This is a genomic window from Methylobacterium sp. UNC300MFChir4.1 (genome assembly GCF_900110155.1).
In the GTDB taxonomy this organism is placed as follows: domain Bacteria; phylum Pseudomonadota; class Alphaproteobacteria; order Rhizobiales; family Beijerinckiaceae; genus Methylobacterium.
In genome coordinates this window covers 172,260-191,944 of sequence record NZ_FOCS01000008.1, presented here as the reverse complement: position 1 = coordinate 191,944, position 19,685 = coordinate 172,260, and the positions used below count along the sequence as shown (strand labels likewise).

The window sequence follows — 19,685 nt, the reverse complement described above, 5'->3', positions numbered from 1 at the left end:
CTGGCGGTCGGGGCGCGCGCAGCGGCGCCGTCACGCGAAGACCTCCGCCAGCGCCCGCTCCACCCGGGCGGTGGATCCGGATTCGTCGAGCGGGTTGCGCCGCAGCCGGTGGCGCAGGGCGGCCGGGGCGATGCGCCGGAGGTGATCGTCGGTGACCATCGCGGCGCCGTCGAGCGCCGCGAGCGCCCGGGCCGTGCGCATCAGGGTCAGTTCCCCGCGCAAGCCATCCGTTCCGAGGGCGAGGCAGAGCCGCGCCGCGCGCTCCAGGGCGGCATCCGGCACGGTGACCGATGGCAGGCGCTCCCGTGCCAGCAGGATTCTTTTTTGAATCTTTCGCTCTTCGCCTTCACGGGCAGCACAGAACCCCTCCGGGTCGCGCTCGTAGGCGTCGCGGGCGCGCACCACCGCGATGCGGGTGGGGATGTCCCTCGGCGTCGCGACCTCGCAGGCCAGCCCGAACCGGTCGAGGAGCTGCGGCCGCAGCTCCCCCTCCTCCGGGTTGCCGGAGCCGACGAGGACGAACCGCGCCGGGTGGCGGAGCGACAGGCCCTCGCGCTCGACCGTGTTGACGCCGGAGGCCGCCACGTCGAGCAGGAGGTCCACGAGGTGGTCCTCGAGGAGGTTGACCTCGTCGATGTAGAGGAAGCCGCGGTTGGCCCGGGCCAGCAGCCCCGGCTCGAAGGCCTTCACGCCGGCGCCGAGCGCCCGCTCCAGGTCGAGGGTGCCGACCACCCGGTCCTCGGTGGCGCCCAGCGGCAGGTCCACCACCGGCACCGGTTTTTTCTCGGACTTTCTCCGCGCGCCCGGCAGGCTCGCGCAGTGCGGACAGGCTTCTGCGGGACTTTCGGGATCGCAATTGTACGGGCAGCCGACCACCGCCCGCATCGGCGGCAGCAGGGCGGCCAGCGCCCGGATCGCCGTGGACTTGCCGGTGCCGCGGTCGCCGAAGACCAGCACGCCGCCGACCGCCGGGTCCACCGCCGCGATCAGCAGCGCCTGGCGCATCTCGTCCTGGCCGACGATGGCCGAGAAGGGGAAGGTGGGCACGCGATGACTCGATGCTGCGGGGGCATCCAACCCACCCCCTCATCCTGAGGTGCCGCAGCGCAGCGGAGGCCTCGAAGGAGGTCTCCAGAAGACGTGCGATGGCTGGAGGCCTCCTTCGAGGCCCGCTGACGCGGGCACCTCAGGATGGAGGGCGAAGGTGGGAGAAGGGAACCCCCGCCCGCGCTTACTCCGCCGCCTTCTGCCGGAGCCCGATCCGGCCCCAGATCGTGGTGAGCGCCTCGACCAGATGGGCGATGTCGGCGTCGGTGTGCAGCGGCGACGGGGTGATCCGCAGGCGCTCGGTGCCGCGGGCGACCGTCGGGTAGTTGATCGGCTGCACGTAGATGCCGAACTCGTCGAGCAGGGTGTCGGAGATCCCCTTGCAGAGCACCGGATCGCAGACCATCACCGGTACGATGTGGCTGTCGTTCGGCATGGTCGGGATGTCGGCGGCCTCCAGCGCCTGCCGGACCTTCGCCACCCGCTCCTGATGCCGGGCCCGCTCGACGCCGCTCTCCTTGAGGTGGCGGATCGACGCCGCCGCGCCCGCCGCGACGGCCGGCGGCAGCGAGGTGGTGAAGATGAAGCCCGACGCGAAGCTGCGCACGAAGTCGCAGAGCTTCTCGGAGGCCGTGATGTAGCCGCCGTGCACCGCGAAGGCCTTGCCGAGCGTGCCCTCGATCACGTCGAGCCGGTGGGCGACGCCGTCCCGCTCCGAGATGCCGCCGCCGCGGGCGCCGTAGAGGCCGACCGCGTGGACCTCGTCCAGGTAGGTCAGCGCGCCGTGGGCCTCGGCCACGTCGCAGATCTCGGCGATCGGCGCGATGTCGCCGTCCATCGAGTAGACCGACTCGAAGGCCACCAGCTTCGGCCGGGCGGGATCGACCAGCGCGAGCTTGCGGTTCAGGTCCTCCGGGTCGTTGTGGCGGAAGATGTGGCGCTCGGCCCGCGAGAACCGGATCCCCTCGATCATCGAGGCGTGGTTCTCGGAATCGGAGAAGACCGCGCAGTTCGGCAGGCGCGACGCGAGGGTCCCCAGCGCCGCCCAGTTCGACACGTAGCCGGAGGTGAACAGCAGGGCCGCCTCCTTGCCGTGGAGGTCGGCGAGCTCGCGCTCCAGCAGCACGTGGTAGTGGTTCGTGCCCGAGATGTTCCGGGTGCCGCCGGCGCCCGCGCCGCAGCGGTCGATCGCCTCGTGCATCGCCCCGGTGACGGTCGGGTGCTGGCCCATGCCGAGATAGTCGTTGGAGCACCAGACCGTCACGGGCCGGGTGCCGGCCGCGTGGTGGTGGGTGGCGTGCGGGAAGTTGCCCGCGTGGCGCTCGAGGTCGGTGAAGACCCGGTAGCGGCCCTCGCGGTGGAGCCCGGCGATCTCAGCCCCGAAGAAGGTCTCGTAATCCATGTCGCCTCTCCCCGAACAAATCCTGCGGGTTGATCCCGCCTGTGACACCGGACTTCGCACAAGACCAGTTCCAGATTGGTGGACGTGCGTCGCCCGCTCGTGATCCCTCGGCCTAGACGTGGTCCGGCGGCCCGGCCGCTTCCCCGGGCGCCCGGGCCGGCAGGCTCCAGCGCCACAGCTCCGCCGAGGGCAGCGGCAGCATCAGGAACCAGTGCTCCAGGGTGGCGAGCGCGGTCAGCGTCGCCAGGACCGTGAAGCCGATCAGCTCGTGCTCCAGCAGGTCGGCGCCGAGCGCCGCCCGCCCGAGCAGGGCCGCCGCGATGGTCCCGAGGCTCACCGAGACCGGGAACAGCAGGTTCATCGGCTTCCGGGACAGGTAGCAGGCGAGGTAGCCGAGATGGTCCGGCAGGAACTCGGCGTGGAGGTTGCGCACCCCCAGGAACAGGTTGAGCCGCGCCGACAGGTTCATCACCACCAGCGTGCCGTAGGTCCACAGGGCGAAGCGGTTGGGGCTGCCCCAGACCAGCGCCAGGATCGCCAGGCCGCCGACCACGATGGCGAATTCGTGCCACAGGCTGGTGGCGAGCGCGGCGAAGAACCGGTCGAGCCCGCGCACGCTCGGCGCGCAGGCGACGGGCCGCGGGCCCGACAGGAAGCCCATGTAGTAGCTCATCTCCTGCCAGCCCCAGACGACGAGCGCCGCCGTGAAGGCCGTGTAGGCCCCCGTGGTGCTCGTGTCGGCGGCGCTGGACCGGATCGCCACCAGGGCGCCGGCGAGCAGCAGAGTCGCCCCGGCCATGCTCCACGGATGCGTCCGCCGCGGGGCGTGATCGAGCAGCAGGATCAGCCCGGTGGAGAACCACCAGAGCAGGACCGCGTACAGGACCGGGGCGGCGTAGGTCCCCATGCTACCAGACCGGCTGGAGGCGGATGTCGGCCGGCAGGGCGTTGGCCTTGACGGGCAGGAGATAGAGCCGCGCGAAGGTCACGGCCGCCCGGGCGGCGTGGAGGCCCTGCAGGGCCTTGCCGACGAGGCCGCCCCGCGCCTTGGCGTCGGCGATCGCCCGGGAGCAGGCGAGCAGCCGGTCGAGGCCCGCCTTGAACTTCGGGTTGTCGATATCGAGTTCCAGCGGGAAGGTCTGGCGGGAGATCTCCGAGGTGATCCGGAAGACCTTGAAGTCGTAGTCGCTGGGATCGACGCCGAGCGCGGCGTGGAAGGCCGGGCGGTGATGGTCGCGCACGTACATCGTGGCGAAGACGGCGAGCAGGAAGAACCGGATCCAGTAGCGGTTCACGCCGCTCGTCAGCTTCGGGTTGGCGCGCATCAGCAGCGCGAAGGCCTCGCCGTGGCGGAACTCGTCGTTGCACCACAGCTCGAACCACTTGAAGATCGGGTGGATGCGCCGCTCCGGGTGCCGCTCCAGCTCGCGGAAGATCGTGATGTAGCGGGCGTAGCCGATTTTCTCGGAGAGATAGGTGGCGTAGAAGATGAACTTCGGCCGGAAGAACGTGTACTTCTTGGACTTGGTGAGGAAGCCCAGGTCCACGCCGATACCGAAATCCTTGAGCGTGTCGTTGATGAAGCCGGCGTGGCGGGCTTCATCCCGGCTCATGAAGCCGAACAGCTCCTTGATGTCCTTGTTCTTCGCCCGCTTGCGCATCTCGGCGTAGAGGACGCAGCCGGAGAACTCCGCCGTGATGGACGACACGAGGAAGTCCAAAAACTCCTTCCGCAGCTCCGGCTCCATCTTCGACAGGTCGCAGTCGAACTCCTCGTTGCGGGTGAAGTGGCGCTTGTTCGGGTCCGAGCGCAGCTCGGCGATCAGGATGTCCCAGTCGCGCCGTACCGGCTCGACGTTCGTGCGGTCGAGCTCGTCGAAATCGGTCGTGTAGAAGCGCGGGCTGAGGAAGGTCGTCTCTTGCGCCGAGCGGGTCGATTCGTTGATCGGCGTCTTCGGGACGGGCTGGCCGGAGGGCGGCGGGACGGGTGCGTTCACAGCTTCCTCCTCTCGGAAAAGCTGACCTCGTAGAGTTCGGTCAGCTCGAGATGCGCGATGAGCTTGGTCCAGGCCCGCTCCAGCGCGCCGGCCCGCGTCACGGTGGCGGTGCGCCGCACGGTGAGGCGCTCGCCGTAGGGCACCGAGGTCGGCGCGTCGTGGACCTGAACCGCGTCGCCGGGCTCGATCTCGAAGCCGGCATCGAGGGTGACGTGCGCGTGCAGACTCTCGGGCGTCTGCTCGATCTCCACCGTGCAGGGCACGGTGACGGTGCGGCTGCCGAACAGGCCCATCACCGCGTCTCCGCGGCGGGGGCACCCGACGCGGGCATCAGCCGCGCGAAGGCCCCGGCATTGGTCGGCCCGAAGGCCTCCAGGGGCACCCGGCGGCCGGTGGCCTCGTCGGCCAGCGCGAGGCGGCCGTCGTCGTAGCGGGTCAGGCTGAAGGGCTTCTCGGGGCCGAGGCCCTCCCGCTGGCGGGCCTGGGCGAGGCCCCGCAGGGTCCCGCGCAGGAACCCGTCCTCGCCGGGACGGATCCAGGCGACGATGTGCCGGTCGGCGACGTCCCGCAGGGCGATCGAGCCGTCGACCTGATCCTCGGCGCGGAACTCGAGGCGCTCCACCACCTTGGCGGGCGGCAGGGCGACGAGGCCGACCTTCTCGCTCCGGCCGATCAGGACCGCCAGCATGGTGAAGCCCATCAGCGCGCCGGCGCCGATCATCAGCAGCGCCGGTGCCGGTCCCGCGACCGCCATGGCCCGGCCGGCGCCCTCCGCCCGCTCGCCCATCGTGCCCCTCCCTATTCGGCCGCGACGAGGCAGCCGGGATTCTCGTCCGCTCGGCCGAGACGCGCCACCCGAACCGGCGGCGCGGTGCCGTCGGCATGGGCCTCGAGGGCGCGTGCCAGCAGCGCCGCCGCGGCGTCCGCGTCCGGCACCGAGCGCAGCATGGGCTCGGTCCGGGCGAGATGCCAGGGCCGGACATGCGGCCAGATGTGAAGGTAGGCGATCCGGAGGCCCGGCCGCAACCGCAGCGGCAGGTCGCCGCTGCCATCCGTGAAGGCCCGCAGGGCCGCCGTCTCGATCTGCGCGAAGGGCAGGTTGTGGGTCACCGGCAGGGCGATGCCGGCCTGCAGCACGACGCGGCGGTTGGTCACCGTGTAGAGCGTCGTCCGGTGAGTGAGCCAGGCGAGCAGCCAGAGCAGCGCGACGGCGCCGGCGCCGATCACCAGGGTCGGCGCCACCACCTTGATCGCCGCCGCGGGCGAGCCCGCCGTGAGGCCGAAGGCCACGGCGCAGACCGAGAACCACGCGATCACCAAGCGGGCGTGGAACACCCGGACCAGCAGGCCCGCGGTCGTCGGCGCACCCTGCCAGAGGATGCGCTCGCCCGCCGGCAGCGGGCCGGGCAGACCCCGCAGGGTGCCCTCGGGGAGGAAGTCGCCGCTCATATCAGGGGCTCCGCCCGGGCCGGCGTCGCGTAGAGCGTGCCGGCGCCGAAATACGAGATGATCCGCTCCTCCTCGAGGAAGGTCACGCTGTCGGGGTCGCGGGTGCTGGGGATGTCGGCGAACTGGCTCGCGAGCAGAGCCTCGGTCGTCACCGTCTTGGTGAAGCCGCCGGCCCGGCAGAACGTTGTCGGCATCAGCCGGCGCCCGCCCGTCGGGAGCTCGACCTCGTAGTAGCGGATCAGCGACTCGCCGCGGTCGACCCAGACGTCGCTGATCACGCCCGCGACCGCGTTGTCGGTGCCGAACACCGTCATGCCGATCGGGTTCGGGCCGTCCTCGTGGATGACAAAGTTCTTCGCCACCCGCAGGGGCACGATGCGGATCTCGTCGTCCCAGGTCCGGTCGTGCACGTCGTGCCGCAGCACCCAGGAGCCCGGGCCGACGCCGGCCTGGAGCGACGTCTCCGTGCGCTCGTAGGGGGCGCCCGGCCAGGGTTCGACCTTGCGGGCCGGGATCCCGGTCTCGATGTCGTCCCGGCCATGAACCGCCTGCGGCGCGTAGGTCGTCTCGCCGCCCGGCAGATGGAACGCCTTGGACCGGGGGATCAGGATCGGGTCGTCCGCCTTGCGGCGGCCGACCGTCTCGTTCTCCAGCGGGTAGCCCTCGCGCCGGTCCTCCCGGCGCAGCCAGAAGACCAGGCCCGCGAAGAAGAGGAAGAACGCGTAGAGTACGACCTGGGCGACGTCGACGTAACCCGTAAGTGCGCCGGTTGGCATGGCTGTCCTCCCCAAGTCTCAGGCTGTGCGGCCGGCGAGGCCATCGGTGATGCTGTCTCGAACTCGTATCCGGGCGTCCTCGCGCACCAGCGGTCCGAGCGCGAGCAGCGCGGCGAACAGCAGGGCGATCTCGATGTGGTAGACGATGAGGTAGCCGATGGCGGGCTCGTTCATGCCCTCGCCGAGCACCCCCGACTGGGCGATGGCGCCGCCGACGTCGCGCACGATGCCGCTCGCCGCGATCGACAGCCCGGCCGCGGTCGCCTGCACGGCGCCCCAGGCACCGAGGGCGAGCCCGGTATCCTCGGGGCCGGCGCGGTTCATCGAGGCGGTGAGCGTGCCGTGGGCGAACAGGCCGCCGCCGAGGCCGATCAGGCTCACGCCCGCGGCGAACAGGTCGGCCGAGGCGAGCGGGGCGGCGAAGACCACCGCCGAGAAGGCCAGGATCCCGATCCCGACGCCCACCGCGGAGACGCGGAACGGGTCGCCCCCGCGCCCGAGCCAGCGCGCCGCGACCAGCAGGCCGAGCCCGCCTCCGGCGGCCAGCAGCGCGGTCAGCGCCGTGGTGGCCGCCACCGAGAGGTGCAGGATCTGACCGCCGTAGGGTTCGAGCAGGATGTCCTGCATCGAGAAGCCCGCCGTGCCGAGGCCGATCGCCACGAGGCGTCGCCGGGCGGTGCCCTGCCCCGCATAGGCCTGCCAGGAGGACCGGAAGTCGCGCTGCGGTGCCGTCCGCGTCCGGTTCGGATCGCGGGGCTCCTGCTTCCAGAGGGCGAACCCGTTGAGGATGATCGTGACCAGCGCCGCGCCCTGGATCACCTGGATCAGCCGGACGGGTGAGAAATGGGCGAGGAACAGGCCGAACAGCACCGCGCTCGCCATCATCCCGAACAGGAGCGCCGCGCAGAGCAGCGCCACCACCTTCGGGCGCGCGTGCGCCGGGGCGAGGTCGGTGGCGAGCGCCAGCCCGACGGTCTGGGTCGTGTGCAGGCCGGCGCCGACCAGCAGGAAGGCGAGCGCCGCCGCGAGGTTGCCGACCCAGAGCGGCCCGGTCGTGTCGCCCGACAGGATCAGCAGGGCGAACGGCATGATCGCGAGGCCGCCGAACTGGAGCAGCGTGCCGAACCAGATGTAGGGGACGCGCCGCCAGCCCAGCACCGAGCGGTGGGTGTCCGAGCGGAAGCCGACCAGCGCCCGCAGGGGCGCGAAGACCAGCGGCAGCGCCAGCATCATCGCGACGATCCAGGCCGGAACGCCGAGCTCGACGATCATCACCCGGTTGAGAGTGCCGATCAGCAGCACCGCGGCCATGCCGACAGTGACCTGGAACAGGGCGAGGCGGAGCAGCCGTCCCAGCGGCAGCTCGGCGGTGGCGGCGTCCGCGAAGGGAAGCAGCGCCGGGCCGAGGCGCATCAGGGCCTCGGTGAGCTTGCGGGCGGGGGTCATGGTCGCGCCCCGGGTGTCATTGGCCGACCATCCGCGCGGTGAGGCAGGGTGCGCGTCAGCGCCACCGCGTTCGACAGGTAGAATCCGCTGTTGATCCGGTGCGACCGCGCCCAGGCGAAGCCGTCGAGGGCCCTCTCCGAGGCGATCCGCCGCCGCAGCCCGCCCTCGGTCACCGGCACTATGGCGGGCGAGCGATCGCCGCGCGGGAAGAACTTCCCGGCCGCGTGCATCACCGTCAGGAGCGCCGTGCGCGGCGCTACGGTGAACAGCACCGAGCCGTCCGTGCGCGCGCCCAGCACCGCCAGCGCCCGGGCGATGTCGGCGGCGCGGTAGTGGATCAGCGAATCCATCGCCACGACGTGGTCGAACCGGCCGAGCGCCGGATCGAGCATGTCGCCCACCCGGAAGTCGATGCGCCCCGCGCCCGCGATCGCCGGCAGCCGCTCCTGCGCCAGCCCGATCAGCGTCGGCGAGACGTCGATCGCCACCACCTCGGCGCCCCGCCGCGCAGCCTCGACGCTGAGCGCGCCGGTGCCGCAGCCGGCATCGAGCAGGCGTGAGCCCGTCATGTCGGCCGGGAGCCAGGAGAGCAGCGTCGCCCGCATGGCGTCGCGCCCGGCCCGCACGGTGGCGCGGATCCGGCTCACCGGGGCGTCCGAGGTCAGGCGGGACCACGCCTCGACCGCGGTGCGGTCGAAGTAGGTGGTCAGCTCGCCCCGGCGGGCGTCGTAGCTGGCGCTGGCCATCGGTCGAACTCCAGACTCAATCGAAACCGAGGAACTCGAACAGGTCGCGGTCCTTCATGGGGATCGCCTCGCAGGGCTCGCCCCCGGCCCAGAGCGTCTCGGCGAGCCGCATGTACTCGGCGGTCACGGCGTCGAGCTCGGGCGAGGACTCCATCTCGAACAGGGTCGACTTCTTGAGCCGCGAGCGCCGGACCACGTCGAGGTCGGGGAAGTGGGCGAGGCGCTTCAGGCCGACCGCGTCGTTGAACCGGTCGATCTCGTCGGTCTTGGCCGAGCGGTTGGCGATGACGCCGCCGAGCCGCACGCCGTAGTTCTTGGACTTGGCGTGGATCGCCGCGACGATCCGGTTCATCGCGAAGATCGAGTCGAAGTCGTTGGCGGTGACGATCAGTGCCCGGTCGGCGTGCTGGAGCGGCGAGGCGAAGCCGCCGCAGACCACGTCGCCGAGCACGTCGAACACGACGACGTCGGTGTCCTCCAGGAGGTGGTGCTCCTTGAGGAGCTTCACGGTCTGGCCGACCACGTAGCCGCCGCAGCCGGTGCCGGCGGGCGGGCCGCCGGCCTCGACGCACATCACGCCGTTGTAGCCCTCGACCACGAAATCCTCGACGCGCAGCTCCTCCGAGTGGAAGTTCACCGCCTCCAGGGCGTCGATCACCGTGGGGGCGAGGCGCTTGGTCAGCGTGAAGGTCGAGTCGTGCTTCGGGTCGCAGCCGATCTGCAGCACCCGCTTGCCGAGCTTCGAGAACGCCACCGACAGGTTCGACGAGGTGGTCGACTTGCCGATCCCGCCCTTGCCGTAGACCGCGAAGACCTTGGCGGTCTCGATCTTCAGGTCGGGGTCGAGGGCGACCTGAAGGCTCCCCTCCTCCTTCCGGGCGACGACGGGATTGCGGATCGCGATGTTCATGCGGCCACTCCTGCGGTGACGCCTTCCAGGCGGTCCTCCAGCTCCTCCTCGGCCCGGTCGAGGGCGTCGCGCATCTCTGCGTCGGGGGTCCAGAAGCCGCGGCGGTGCGCCTCGATCAGCCTTTGGGCGACCTTGGCGGAGGCGGTAGGGTTCAAGGCGGCCATGCGCTCGCGCATGTCCTTGTCGAGGACGTAGGTCTCGGTGATCCGCTCGTAGATCCAGGGCTGGACCGCGTTGGCGGTGGCCGACCAGCCGACCGTGTTGGTGAGATGCGTCTCGATCTGGCGGACGCCCTCGTAGCCGTGGCCGAGCAGGCCCTCGTACCATTTCGGGTTGAGCATCCGGGTGCGCGTTTCCAGCGCCACCTGCTCCTCCAGGGAGCGGACGCGCCCCTCCCCGCGGGTCTGGTCGCTGATGTAGATCGGCACCGACTCGCCCTTGGCCCGGGCCACCGCCCGGCCCATGCCGCCGAGCCCGTCGAAGTAGTGATCGACGGAGGTGACGCCGACCTCGACCGAGTCGAGATTCTGGTAGGCCATGTCGACGGAGGCCAGCACCGCCTGCATCAGGGCGCGCTGCGGCGCCGGGCGGCCGGTGCGGCCGTAGGCGAAACTCTTGCGGCGCGAGAAGGTCTCGCAGAGTTCCGCGTCGTCGTCCCAGTTCCCCGAATCGACGAGGTGGTTGACGTTGGCCCCGTAGGCGCCCTCGGCGTTGGAGAAGACCCGGAGCGCCGCCGTCTCCAGGTCGCAGCCCTGCTCGGCCTGGATGGCGAGGGCGTGCTTGCGGACGTAGTTCTGCTCCAGGGGCTCGTCGGCGGTGGCGGCGAGGTACGAGGCTTCTGCCAGGAGCTTCGTCTGCAGGGGCAGGAGATCGCGGAAGATGCCGGAGAGGGTGACCACCGCGTCGATGCGCGGGCGGCCGAGGGTCTCCAGCGGGATCAACTCGGCGCCGCTCAGGCGGCCGTAGCCGTCGAAGCGGGGCGCGGCGCCGATCAGCGCGAGCGCCTGGGCGATCGGGCCGCCCTCGCTCTTGAGGTTGTCGGTGCCCCACAGGACCAGGGCGACGCTCTCCGGGCAGGGCTTTCCGTCGGCGGCGAAGCGCTCGAGGATCCGGGCGACCTGCCGGGCGCCGTCCGCCACCGCGAAGGCCGAGGGCAGGCGGTAGGGGTCGAAGCCGTGGAGGTTGCGGCCGGTCGGCAGCACGGCCGGGTTGCGCAGGATGTCGCCGCCCGCCACCGGCGGCACGAAGCGGCCGTCGAGCGCCCGCAGCAGCGCCGGCACTTCATGGTCGCGGGACAGCAGCCGGTCGGTCTCAGCGAGGTTCTTGAGTATCTCGCGGTTGGTCTGGTCGGCGGAGAAGCCGGAGGCCTTCAGCACCGCCTCGATGCCCCGGCCGGCGACGAGCGCTTCGATGCCGGCCCGCTCCGGCTTCACGCCGTGCGCCGACTCGGCGAGCGCCAGGAGCAGATCGACCCGCTCCTCTTCCGGCGTCCCCTGCCCGACCACGTGCAACCCGTGCGGGATCAGGGTCTGCTCCAGCTCCTGCAGCGCGGTCCAGAGGCCGGAGACCCGCGCCTCCAGATCGCCGCTCCAGCCCGGATCGGCCGCCACGAGGTCGACCGCCGCGCCCTGATCCTGGATCAGGCGGGCCAGGGTCTCGCGCTCGCCCGCCGCCTCGGGGCCGAGGCCGCGCCAGCGCTCGATCGAGCTCTTCAGGTCGATCAGCCCACGGTAGAGCCCGGCAGCCGCGAGGCTCGGGGTGAGGTAGCTCACCAGCGTCGCAGCCGAGCGGCGCTTGGCGAGCGTCCCTTCCGAGGGGTTGTTGGCCGCGTAGAGGTAGACGTTGGGCAGCGCCCCGATCAGCCGCTCCGGCCAGCAGGATTCGGACAGGCCGGTCTGCTTGCCGGGCATGAATTCGAGCGCCCCGTGGGTGCCGAAATGCAGCACGGCGTCGGCGGAAAAATCCTCGCGCAGGTAGCGGTAGAAGGCCGAGAACGCGTGGGTCGGCGCGAAGCCGCGCTCGAACAGCAGCCGCATCGGATCGCCCTCGTAGCCGAAGGCCGGCTGGACCCCGACGAAGACGTTGCCGAACTGCGCGCCGAGGACAAAGATCTCGGCGCCGTTGGTCTGGTGGCGGCCGGGCGCCGGGCCCCACTGGGCCTCGATCTCGGCGAGGTAGGGCTCGCGGCGCAGATGATCCTCGGCCGGGATGCGGGCGTGGACGTTGGCCTGGGTGCCGTAGCGTTTGGTATTGCCCTCCAAGATCGCCGCGCGCAGGGCATCGACGTCTTCCGGGATCTCGACCGTGTAGCCGTCCGCCGCTAAGCCCTTCAGGGTGTTGAGCAGCGAGGCGTAGACCGACAGGAACGCGGCCGTGCCGGTGGCGCCGGCATTGGGCGGGAAGTTGAACAGCACCACGGCGAGCTTCCGCTCGGCCCTCGCGGTCCGGCGGAGGGAGACCAGACGTGCGACCCGCTCGGCGAGGCGGGCCGCCCGCTCGGGATGGACCCGCATGTCCCGGGCGTTGTCGCTGCCGGAAGCGGAGGACCGTCCGCCGAACACCATCGGGGCGGTGGCGCCGTCGAGTTCGGGGATAGCGACCATCATGGTCGCCTCGACCGGCGACAGGCCGCGGTCGCCCGCCTCCCACTGCTCCAGGGTCTGGAATTCCAGCGCCTGGGCGGCGAGGTAGGGCACGTCGAGCCGGGCCAGCATCAGTTCGGCCGCGGCGGCGTCGTTGTAGGCGGGGCCGCCGACCAGGGAGAAGCCGGTGAGCGAGACCAGCGCGTCGATGCAGGCGCGACCGTCCTTCATAAAGAAGGAATTCACCGCTGGGCGGTTGTCGAGGCCGCTGGCGAAGGCCGGCACGACGTCGAGGCCCTGCGCCTCCAGGGCGGCGATCACCCCGTCGTAATGGGCGGTGTTGCCGGCGAGCACGTAGCTGCGCATCACCAAGAGGCCGACGCGGCCCTTCGCGCCCGCGAGGCGGGGCAGCTGTGACGGGTCGGCGCCGATCCGGCCGGGCAGGCGCGGGTGGTAGAGGCCGGTCTCGGGGTAGTCGAGGGGTGCGGGCGCCGCCGGGCCGTCACGCCAGGCGGCCCGCTCGCCAGCCGCGTAGCGGTGCACGAGGAAGCGCACCAGCGCGGCGACGTTCTCGTCCGAGCCCGCGAGCCAGTATTGCAGGGTGAGGAAATAGGCGCGCACGTCCTGGGCCGAGCCCGGGATGAAGCGCAGGATCTTCGGCAGCTTGCGCACCAGGGCCATCTGCCGTCCGGCATTGCCCTGCTGGCCCGGCTTGCCGCGCAGCTTCTTGAGGAAGTCGAGGGCGCTGCGCTTGGTGCCGCTCATGTCGAAGCGGCCGAGCTTCGTGGTCTTCACCACCTCGCCGGCCGAGAGGCAGCCGACCATCGCGTCGCAGGCGTCGCGCCGCGCCGCCAGCGCCGGCAGGATCGCCCGCACGTGCTCGTCCATGAACAGCATGGCCGAGAGCACGATGTCGGCCTGCGCGATGTCGGCCCGGCAGGCCTCCAGGGTCGCGGGGTCGTTGTCCCATTCGGCCGCCGCGTGGAAGCCCAGAACCAGCTCGGGCATCTCGGTCCGGAGGCGCAGGCGCGCCCGTTCCACCGCGCTCGCCAAGTGATTGTCGAGCGTGACGATGACGATGCGGATCGGCGGCCTATCGGCCGAAATGCGCTTTGGCATCGTAGAGGGTCTCGACGGTGATGAGCGGCAGATGCCGCTCCCGGGCGAAGGTCTCGGTGTTGGTGCGCGCCTTGCCCCGCACGAAGAACGGGATCTTCTTGAGTTCCTTCTCGGCCTCGGGCGACCACGCTGCGGCCCGGTCCAGAAGAATCGGAACGGGCGCCGGCGTCGGAGGGGTGTCGGCCGGCGCCCGTTCCGCGGCCTCGAACGCCCCGTCCGCCGGAGTCCCGTAGGACTTGCCGCCGAGATGCGAGGGGCCGACGCCGTCGTGGAATTCGGGATCCTCCCGGAACATGCCGAGGAGGTGCTCTTCGAGGCCCATCATCAGCGGATGGACCAGGGTGTCGAACAGGACGTTGGCGCCCTCGAACCCCATCTGCGGGGCGTAGCGGGCCGGGAAGTCCTGGACGTGCACCGGCGCGGAGATCACCGCGCAGGGGATGCCGAGCCGCTTCGCGACGTGGCGCTCCATCTGGGTGCCGAGCACCAGTTCTGGCGCGGCCGCGCGGATCGCCGCCTCGACGTCGAGGTAATCGTCGGTGATCAGCGCCTCGATACCGTGCTCGGCGGCCTCGGCGCGGACCTCGCGGGCGAATTCGCGGCCGTAGGTGCCCAGTCCCACGACGGTGAAGCCGAGTTCCTTGGCGGCGACCCGGGCGATGCCGATGGCGTGGGTCGCGTCGCCGAACACGAAGACGCGCTTGGCCGTGAGATACGTCGAATCGACCGAGCGGGAGTACCAGGGCAGCCGCGAGCCGGGGCCGTCGAGCACCGGTGCCGGGTCGATCCCGGCGAGGCTCGCAACCTCCTCGACGAACCGGCGGGTGCCGCCGACGCCGATCGGGACGGTCTGCGTGAACGGCTGCCCGAAACTCTTCTTCAGGTAGTCCGCGGCCGACCGGGCGGTCTCGGGGTAGAGCACGACGTTGAAATCGGCCTCCCGGAGCCGGCCGAGATCGGCGGGCGTGGCCCCCAGCGGGGCCACGACATTCACGGCGATGCCGAGCGAATCGAGCAGCCGGCGGATCTCGATCAGGTCGTCCCGGTGGCGGAAGCCCAGCGCCGTCGGTCCCAGGATGTTGCAGAGCGGACGCTGCCCGGGTTCGCGCGCCGGATGCGGGGCGGGCGGACCGGCGAGCGCCCGGACGAGGCGGTAGAAGGTCTCCGACGCGCCCCAGTTCTCCTTCTTCTGGTAGGCGGGCAATTCCAGTGGGATCACCGGGATCGGCAGGTCGAGGGCCTTGGCGAGGCCGCCCGGATCGTCCTGGATCAGCTCGGCGGTGCAGGAGGCGCCGACGATCATCGCCTGGGGCTGAAACCGCGCGTGGGCGGCCGAGACCGCCTGCTTGAACAGCTCGGCGGTGTCGCGGCCGAGATCCTGGGCGCGGAAGGTCGTGTAGGTGACGGGCGGGCGGGCGTCCCGCCGCTCGATCATCGTGAACAGCAGGTCGGCGTAGGTGTCGCCCTGCGGCGCGTGCAGCACGTAGTGCAGCCCGGACATCGCCGTGGCGACGCGCATCGCGCCGATGTGAGGCGGACCCTCGTAGGTCCAGAGCGTGAGCTGCATGGCTCTACACCTCCAGCAGGGCGCGGCGGCGGAGCGGGCGCACGAACAGCTCCGCGAGGTCGCCGGCCTGCTCGTAGCCCTGCACGGGCGTGAACAGCAGCTCGATCGACCACTTGGTCGACAGCCCCTCCGCCTCCAGGGGATTGGCGAGACCGAGGCCGCAGACCGTGAGATCCGGCCGTTCCGCCCGGCAGCGGTCCATCTGGTCGTCGAGGCTCTGGCCCTCCGTCACCCGCGTGCCTTTGGGCAGCAGCTCGATTTCGGCGGCGAGATGCCCCCGGTGCAGGTACGGCGTCCCGACCTCCACGAGGTCCGCGCCGAGCTCCCGGGCGAGGAAGCGGGCGAGCGGAACCTCCAGCTGCGAATCGGGGAAGAAGAACACGCGCTTGCCGCCGAGCCTCTCGCGGTGGGGGGCGAGCGCGGTCTCGGCGCGGGCGCGGCCCGCTTCCGTGGCCTGTTCGAAGGCGGCCTCGGAGACGCCAAACGCCTCGGCGGCTGCCCGAAGCCAGCCGGTGGTACCTTCGGCGCCCAGAGGGAACGATGCGGGCAGCCGGCAGGCGCCACGCTCGTCGAGGGCCCGGGCCGTGTCGGTCAGGAAGGGCTGGGCCAGCAGATAGCGGGTGTTGCGCCCAACAGCCGGCATCGCGTTCGCCCGGCGGGCGGGCAGGAACCGGACATCCGCGATCCCCATCGCGGCGAAGAGCCGGAGAAACTGATCCTCCACCACGTCGGCCAGCGCCCCGACCACGAGGAGCGAAGGGACCGCCGTCTCGGCCTCGCGGGGCAGGTCGGGCACGAGGGCGGCGAGGCAGGCATCCTCCCCTTGCGTGAAGGTCGTCTCGATGCCGGAACCCGAGTAGTTCAGCACCCGTACGGGGGCGAGCCGTCCCGACAGGCGCTGGGCCGCCCGGGACAGGTCGAGCTTGATCACTTCCGACGGGCATGAGCCCACGAGGAACAGGAGCTTGATGTCCGGCCGGCGCTCGATCAGCCGGGTCACCACCCGGTCGAGCTCCTCGTTGGCGTCGGCGAGGCCGGCGAGGTCGCGCTCGTCGATGATCGCCGTGGCGAAGCGCGGCTCGGCGAAGATCATCACGCCGGCGGCGGACTGGATCAGGTGCGCGCAGGTGCGCGAGCCGACCACCAGGAAGAAGGCATCCTGGATCTTCCGGTGCAGCCAGACGATGCCGGTCAGCCCGCAGAACACGGCCCGCTGACCCTGCTCCTGGCGGAGCTCGATGCCGCCGCAGGGTGGCTGATGAAGCAAGGGAGCGTTCACGGCAGCGCCTCCGCGAGGCGCGGCGCGCGACTTCCGGCACTCTCCATGCGCGCGGCCCGGAGCTTCAGGAGGAACTGGGCCGCGTTGATCACGTAGGTCGCGTAGGCCGCCAGCGCGAGGAGCAGCAGCGCCTGACCCCTGAGCGCGCCCGTGGCGAGGGCCGCGAGGTAGGCGGTGTGGAGAGCCAGCACCAGCATGCTGACCACGTCCTCCCAGAAGAAGGCAGGCGCGAAGAGCCACCGCCCGAACACGACCTTCTCCCAGATCGAGCCGGTGACCATGATCGCGTAGAGGGCCAGGGTCTTCACGACGACCGAGATCTCGGCCGCGCGCAGGCCGTCGTCGGTGGCCAGGGCGCGCAGCACCAGGACGAGGCTCACCAGGAAGATCGCGAACTGGAGGGGCGCCAGCACTCCCTGGACCACGGTCCAGAGCGACGAATCGCGCCGGCGCCGTTCGGCGGGCGTGTAGAGCGGTCGTGCCGGCCGGTCCTCGGGACCCATGCATCCGCTCCCTGGTCGTCGGCGGCGCCTCAGGCTCCGTCGTTGACAGAGGCTAGGGCGGGGGTCCGGGAAGTGTCAAGTGCGCTTGACGCTTTCACGGCATGACAGTGGCAGGGATATTTTTTCTTCGAATAAGATCATTGCCAAGATCGTCAGGAAGCGTATCGTCGGCCGTGGCGGCAGAGATTGCTGCCGTTCGGCTTGTCAGACTCAGGAACTGACGGACACGAAGAATAGACGGGCGAGCAACGCCACACCGAGCGCGCGAGCGGATCCGCCGGCCCGTCCGGGACGGGGCCGTCTCAGGGAGGATGCCGATGGGAAACTGGAGGCATTTCGGTGGCCGTCTGGATCACGGTCCGTCCGCGGCCGGCTGCAGCCCCGTGAGCGACGGGCTCCCCGTGTTCCGCGACGCGGCCCTCGGCTGGCCCGACCTGCACAGGCCCGTGCCCGACGCGCTCGCCAAGGTCGTCGAGGCGGAGATCCTGCCCCGCCTGATGCTGGCCCACCGGCCCGCCGGCCGCGCCGTCCCGGCGGACCGGGCGCCGAGCGCGCGGGAGATCGCCGACTTCAGCGCCCTGCTCCTGGCCTCCGGCCCGGTCGACCTCGACGCCCGCGTGGACGCCCTGTGCGACGGCGGCCTGCCGCTCCCGCGCCTGCTCCTCGACCTGCTCGCCCCGGCCGCCCGGCACCTCGGCGCCCTCTGGGAGGAGGATGCCTGCGACTTCCTGGCGGTGACCGAGGCCCTCGGGCGGCTCCACACCGTGAGCCGCCGCCTCTGCGCCGAGCTGGAGAGTGAATCGGTCCCGGCCAACGGGCGCAGCGTCCTGCTGCTGCCCTGCCCGGGCGAGACCCACGTCTTCGGCCTGTCGCTGGTCGCGAGCTTCTTCCGGGAGGCCGGCTGGGACGTGACCACCGCGGTGCCCGGGCCGGGGGTCGACCCCCTGGACCTGCTCCGGTCCGATTGGTTCGACGTGGTCGGCCTGTCGCTCTCCTGCGACGTCCTGCTGCCGGTCCTGACGGCGACGGTGGCGGAGGTGCGCCGCGATTCGCGCAACCGGGACGTCCGGGTGCTGGTCGGCGGCCCCTTCTTCGCGCGCCACGGCGGCGAGGCGGGGATCGTCGGGGCGGATGCCTGCGCGTCGGACGCGTGCCTCGCGCCCGCCGCGGCGGAAGCTTTGCTGGACAGACAGGCATTGGCCTGCTGAAAGGGCCTCAAACCGACTATCACATTGCGGTGACCGTGACCCCTCAGCCCCGCCCCTCCCCGCAGTCGCCGCCCGCGGCCCTGCAGCAGGTGGCCGGCCTCCTCCAGGGTGAGGCGGTCGGGCGCATCGTCGCGGCGTCCGCGGACCTCTCCCTGGTGATCGACGCGGACGGGGTGATTCGGGACGCCACGGTCGGCGCCGACCTCGCGGCCGAGACCGTGGCGGGCTGGCTGGGCCGGCGCTGGATCGACACCGTCACGGTGGAGAGCCGCCCGAAGGTCGACGCCCTGCTGCGGGACGCCGGGGCCGACGGCATCACCCGCTGGCGCCAGGTGAACCACCCCTCGCCCGACGGCGCCGACCTGCCGATCCGCTACGCGTCGATCCGGCCCTCGGAGGGCGGCCCGATCCTCGTGCTCGGGCGCGACATGCGGGCGGTGGCGGCCCTGCAGCGCCGGCTGGTGGAGACCCAGCAGGCCCTGGAGCGGGACTACGACCGGCTCCGCGCCGCCGAGACCCGCTACCGGCTCCTGTTCCAGATCTCCGGCGAGCCGGTGCTGGTGGTCGATGCCGGCACGCGCCGGGTGGCCGAGGCCAACCCGGCCGCGGCGCGCCTCCTCGGGCGCCCGGCCAAGCGCATCGCCGGGCAGGACGCCGTCGAGCTGTTCGACCCCACCAGCACCCGGGCCCTGGAGGCGCAGTTCGCCGCCCTGCGGGCGACCGGGCAGGCGGGCGAGATCCGGGCGGCGCTGCAGCACGGGCGCGGGGAGGTCACGGTCTCGGCCTCGCTGTTCCGGGGCGAGGGCGGCGCGAGCGCGCTGCTGCAGCTGGTCGCCGACCCGGCGACGGCGGCGCCCGGGCCCGACCAGGAGGCGCCCACCGCCGCGGTGATCGAGGCGATGCCGGAGGGCTTCGTGGTCACCGATTCGGCGCGGCGGATCCTCATGGCCAACGCCGCCTTCCTGGAACTGGCGCAGCTCGCCACGGTGGGCCAGGCCCGCGGGCGCACCCTCGACCACTGGCTCGGCCGCGACGAGACCGAGGCGCAGGCGCTGTTCGCGACCCTCGTCGACCACGGCGCCGTGCGCCGCTTCGCCACCGTCGTCCGCGGCGCCTACGGCGGCATGGAGGACGTGGAGGTCGCCGCCGTGTCGGTGGCCGGCGCCCGCCCCTGCCTGGGCTTCGCCATCCGGTCGGGCCCGCGGCGGATCGCCGAAGGGCGCCCCGGGGTCGGGCGGGAGGTGCCCCGCTCGGTGGAGCAGATGACCGAGCTGGTCGGCCGGGTCTCGATGAAGACCCTGGTGCGCGAGACGACCGACCTGATCGAGAAGCTCTGCATCGAGGCGGCCCTGCGGATCACCCGGGACAACCGGGCCTCGGCGGCCGAGATGCTCGGCCTGAGCCGGCAGGGCCTCTACGCCAAGATGCGGCGCTACGGCGTCGGCGACCTGGACGGCCCGGTCGAGGACATCTGAGGATCCGGGCACGGCCTCCGGGCGCGGCGGCACCCGTCCCATCCAATCCCATCCCATCTCTCGAAGGTGCGCGCGGCGGGGCCCGCCGGACCCCCTCGGATCCCGGCACCGAAGGCCTCGAAGATCCCGGAATCGTCCTCGCGGACAGGGGTCGCCGGGAGCGCCCGGTGCGCCGGAAA

General features: G+C 71.7%; 17 protein-coding genes. 2 read left to right on the top strand and 15 right to left on the bottom strand.

Annotation, left to right across the window (positions count from 1 at the left end):
* Positions 1–30: 30 nt before the first annotated feature.
* From bchI to bchF, 15 genes are all read right to left on the bottom strand, one after another.
* On the bottom strand, positions 31–1,047 hold the full coding sequence (bchI, locus tag BMY19_RS13625; protein WP_091980216.1) for a magnesium chelatase ATPase subunit I: 1,017 nt from the start codon (positions 1,045–1,047) through the stop codon (positions 31–33).
* Between the two features lie 184 nt (positions 1,048–1,231).
* Complete coding sequence (gene hemA / locus BMY19_RS13620) at positions 1,232–2,449, bottom strand: 5-aminolevulinate synthase (RefSeq protein ID WP_020095261.1); 1,218 nt, start codon at positions 2,447–2,449, stop codon at positions 1,232–1,234.
* 112 nt (positions 2,450–2,561) lie between these two features.
* Positions 2,562–3,356, bottom strand: a complete 795-nt coding sequence (puhE, locus tag BMY19_RS13615) for a putative photosynthetic complex assembly protein PuhE (RefSeq protein WP_100252035.1) — start codon at positions 3,354–3,356, stop codon at positions 2,562–2,564.
* Between the two features lies 1 nt (position 3,357).
* Positions 3,358–4,446 carry a magnesium-protoporphyrin IX monomethyl ester (oxidative) cyclase gene (acsF, locus tag BMY19_RS13610; protein WP_020095259.1) on the bottom strand — a complete coding sequence of 363 codons (1,089 nt, stop codon included), beginning with the start codon at positions 4,444–4,446 and terminating at the stop codon, positions 3,358–3,360.
* Positions 4,443–4,739 carry a hypothetical protein gene (locus BMY19_RS13605; protein WP_010686350.1) on the bottom strand — a complete coding sequence of 99 codons (297 nt, stop codon included), beginning with the start codon at positions 4,737–4,739 and terminating at the stop codon, positions 4,443–4,445. The genes acsF and BMY19_RS13605 overlap by 4 nt, the downstream gene beginning before the upstream one ends.
* Complete coding sequence (gene puhC / locus BMY19_RS13600; protein WP_100252034.1) at positions 4,739–5,233, bottom strand: photosynthetic complex assembly protein PuhC; 495 nt, start codon at positions 5,231–5,233, stop codon at positions 4,739–4,741. The genes BMY19_RS13605 and puhC overlap by 1 nt, the downstream gene beginning before the upstream one ends.
* 11 nt (positions 5,234–5,244) lie before the next feature.
* Positions 5,245–5,895: a photosynthetic complex putative assembly protein PuhB gene (gene puhB, locus BMY19_RS13595; RefSeq protein ID WP_100252033.1), complete on the bottom strand. Its 651-nt coding sequence runs from the start codon at positions 5,893–5,895 to the stop codon at positions 5,245–5,247.
* The gene (gene puhA / locus BMY19_RS13590; RefSeq protein ID WP_020095255.1) at positions 5,892–6,671 is read right to left on the bottom strand and encodes a photosynthetic reaction center subunit H; all 780 of its coding nucleotides are present in this window, start codon (positions 6,669–6,671) and stop codon (positions 5,892–5,894) included. The genes puhB and puhA overlap by 4 nt, the downstream gene beginning before the upstream one ends.
* 18 nt (positions 6,672–6,689) lie before the next feature.
* Entirely contained in the window at positions 6,690–8,117 is a 1,428-nt protein-coding gene (locus tag BMY19_RS13585) for a BCD family MFS transporter (protein ID WP_100252032.1), read from the bottom strand.
* Entirely contained in the window at positions 8,114–8,863 is a 750-nt protein-coding gene (bchM, locus tag BMY19_RS13580) for a magnesium protoporphyrin IX methyltransferase (protein WP_056523997.1), read from the bottom strand. Before bchM ends, BMY19_RS13585 begins: the two co-directional genes overlap by 4 nt.
* A gap of 16 nt (positions 8,864–8,879) precedes the next feature.
* Positions 8,880–9,773 carry a ferredoxin:protochlorophyllide reductase (ATP-dependent) iron-sulfur ATP-binding protein gene (gene bchL, locus BMY19_RS13575; RefSeq protein ID WP_091926007.1) on the bottom strand — a complete coding sequence of 298 codons (894 nt, stop codon included), beginning with the start codon at positions 9,771–9,773 and terminating at the stop codon, positions 8,880–8,882.
* Positions 9,770–13,474, bottom strand: a complete 3,705-nt coding sequence (locus tag BMY19_RS13570) for a magnesium chelatase subunit H (RefSeq protein ID WP_100252031.1) — start codon at positions 13,472–13,474, stop codon at positions 9,770–9,772. The genes bchL and BMY19_RS13570 overlap by 4 nt, the downstream gene beginning before the upstream one ends.
* A complete protein-coding gene (gene bchB / locus BMY19_RS13565) occupies positions 13,449–15,041 on the bottom strand; it encodes a ferredoxin:protochlorophyllide reductase (ATP-dependent) subunit B (RefSeq protein WP_100252030.1) in 1,593 nt (530 codons plus the stop codon). The genes BMY19_RS13570 and bchB overlap by 26 nt, the downstream gene beginning before the upstream one ends.
* A gap of 4 nt (positions 15,042–15,045) precedes the next feature.
* On the bottom strand, positions 15,046–16,320 hold the full coding sequence (locus tag BMY19_RS13560; protein ID WP_100252029.1) for a ferredoxin:protochlorophyllide reductase (ATP-dependent) subunit N: 1,275 nt from the start codon (positions 16,318–16,320) through the stop codon (positions 15,046–15,048).
* Positions 16,317–16,823 (bottom strand): 2-vinyl bacteriochlorophyllide hydratase, encoded by a 507-nt coding sequence (gene bchF / locus BMY19_RS13555; RefSeq protein ID WP_020095248.1) that lies wholly within the window; start codon positions 16,821–16,823, stop codon positions 16,317–16,319. The genes BMY19_RS13560 and bchF overlap by 4 nt, the downstream gene beginning before the upstream one ends.
* 317 nt (positions 16,824–17,140) lie before the next feature.
* Between bchF and BMY19_RS13550 the strand changes: the two genes are divergently transcribed.
* A complete protein-coding gene (locus tag BMY19_RS13550; protein ID WP_100252028.1) occupies positions 17,141–18,031 on the top strand; it encodes a cobalamin B12-binding domain-containing protein in 891 nt (296 codons plus the stop codon).
* A 29-nt stretch (positions 18,032–18,060) separates the two neighbouring features.
* Positions 18,061–19,506, top strand: a complete 1,446-nt coding sequence (gene ppsR, locus BMY19_RS13545) for a transcriptional regulator PpsR (RefSeq protein ID WP_100252027.1) — start codon at positions 18,061–18,063, stop codon at positions 19,504–19,506.
* Positions 19,507–19,685 lie beyond the last annotated feature (179 nt).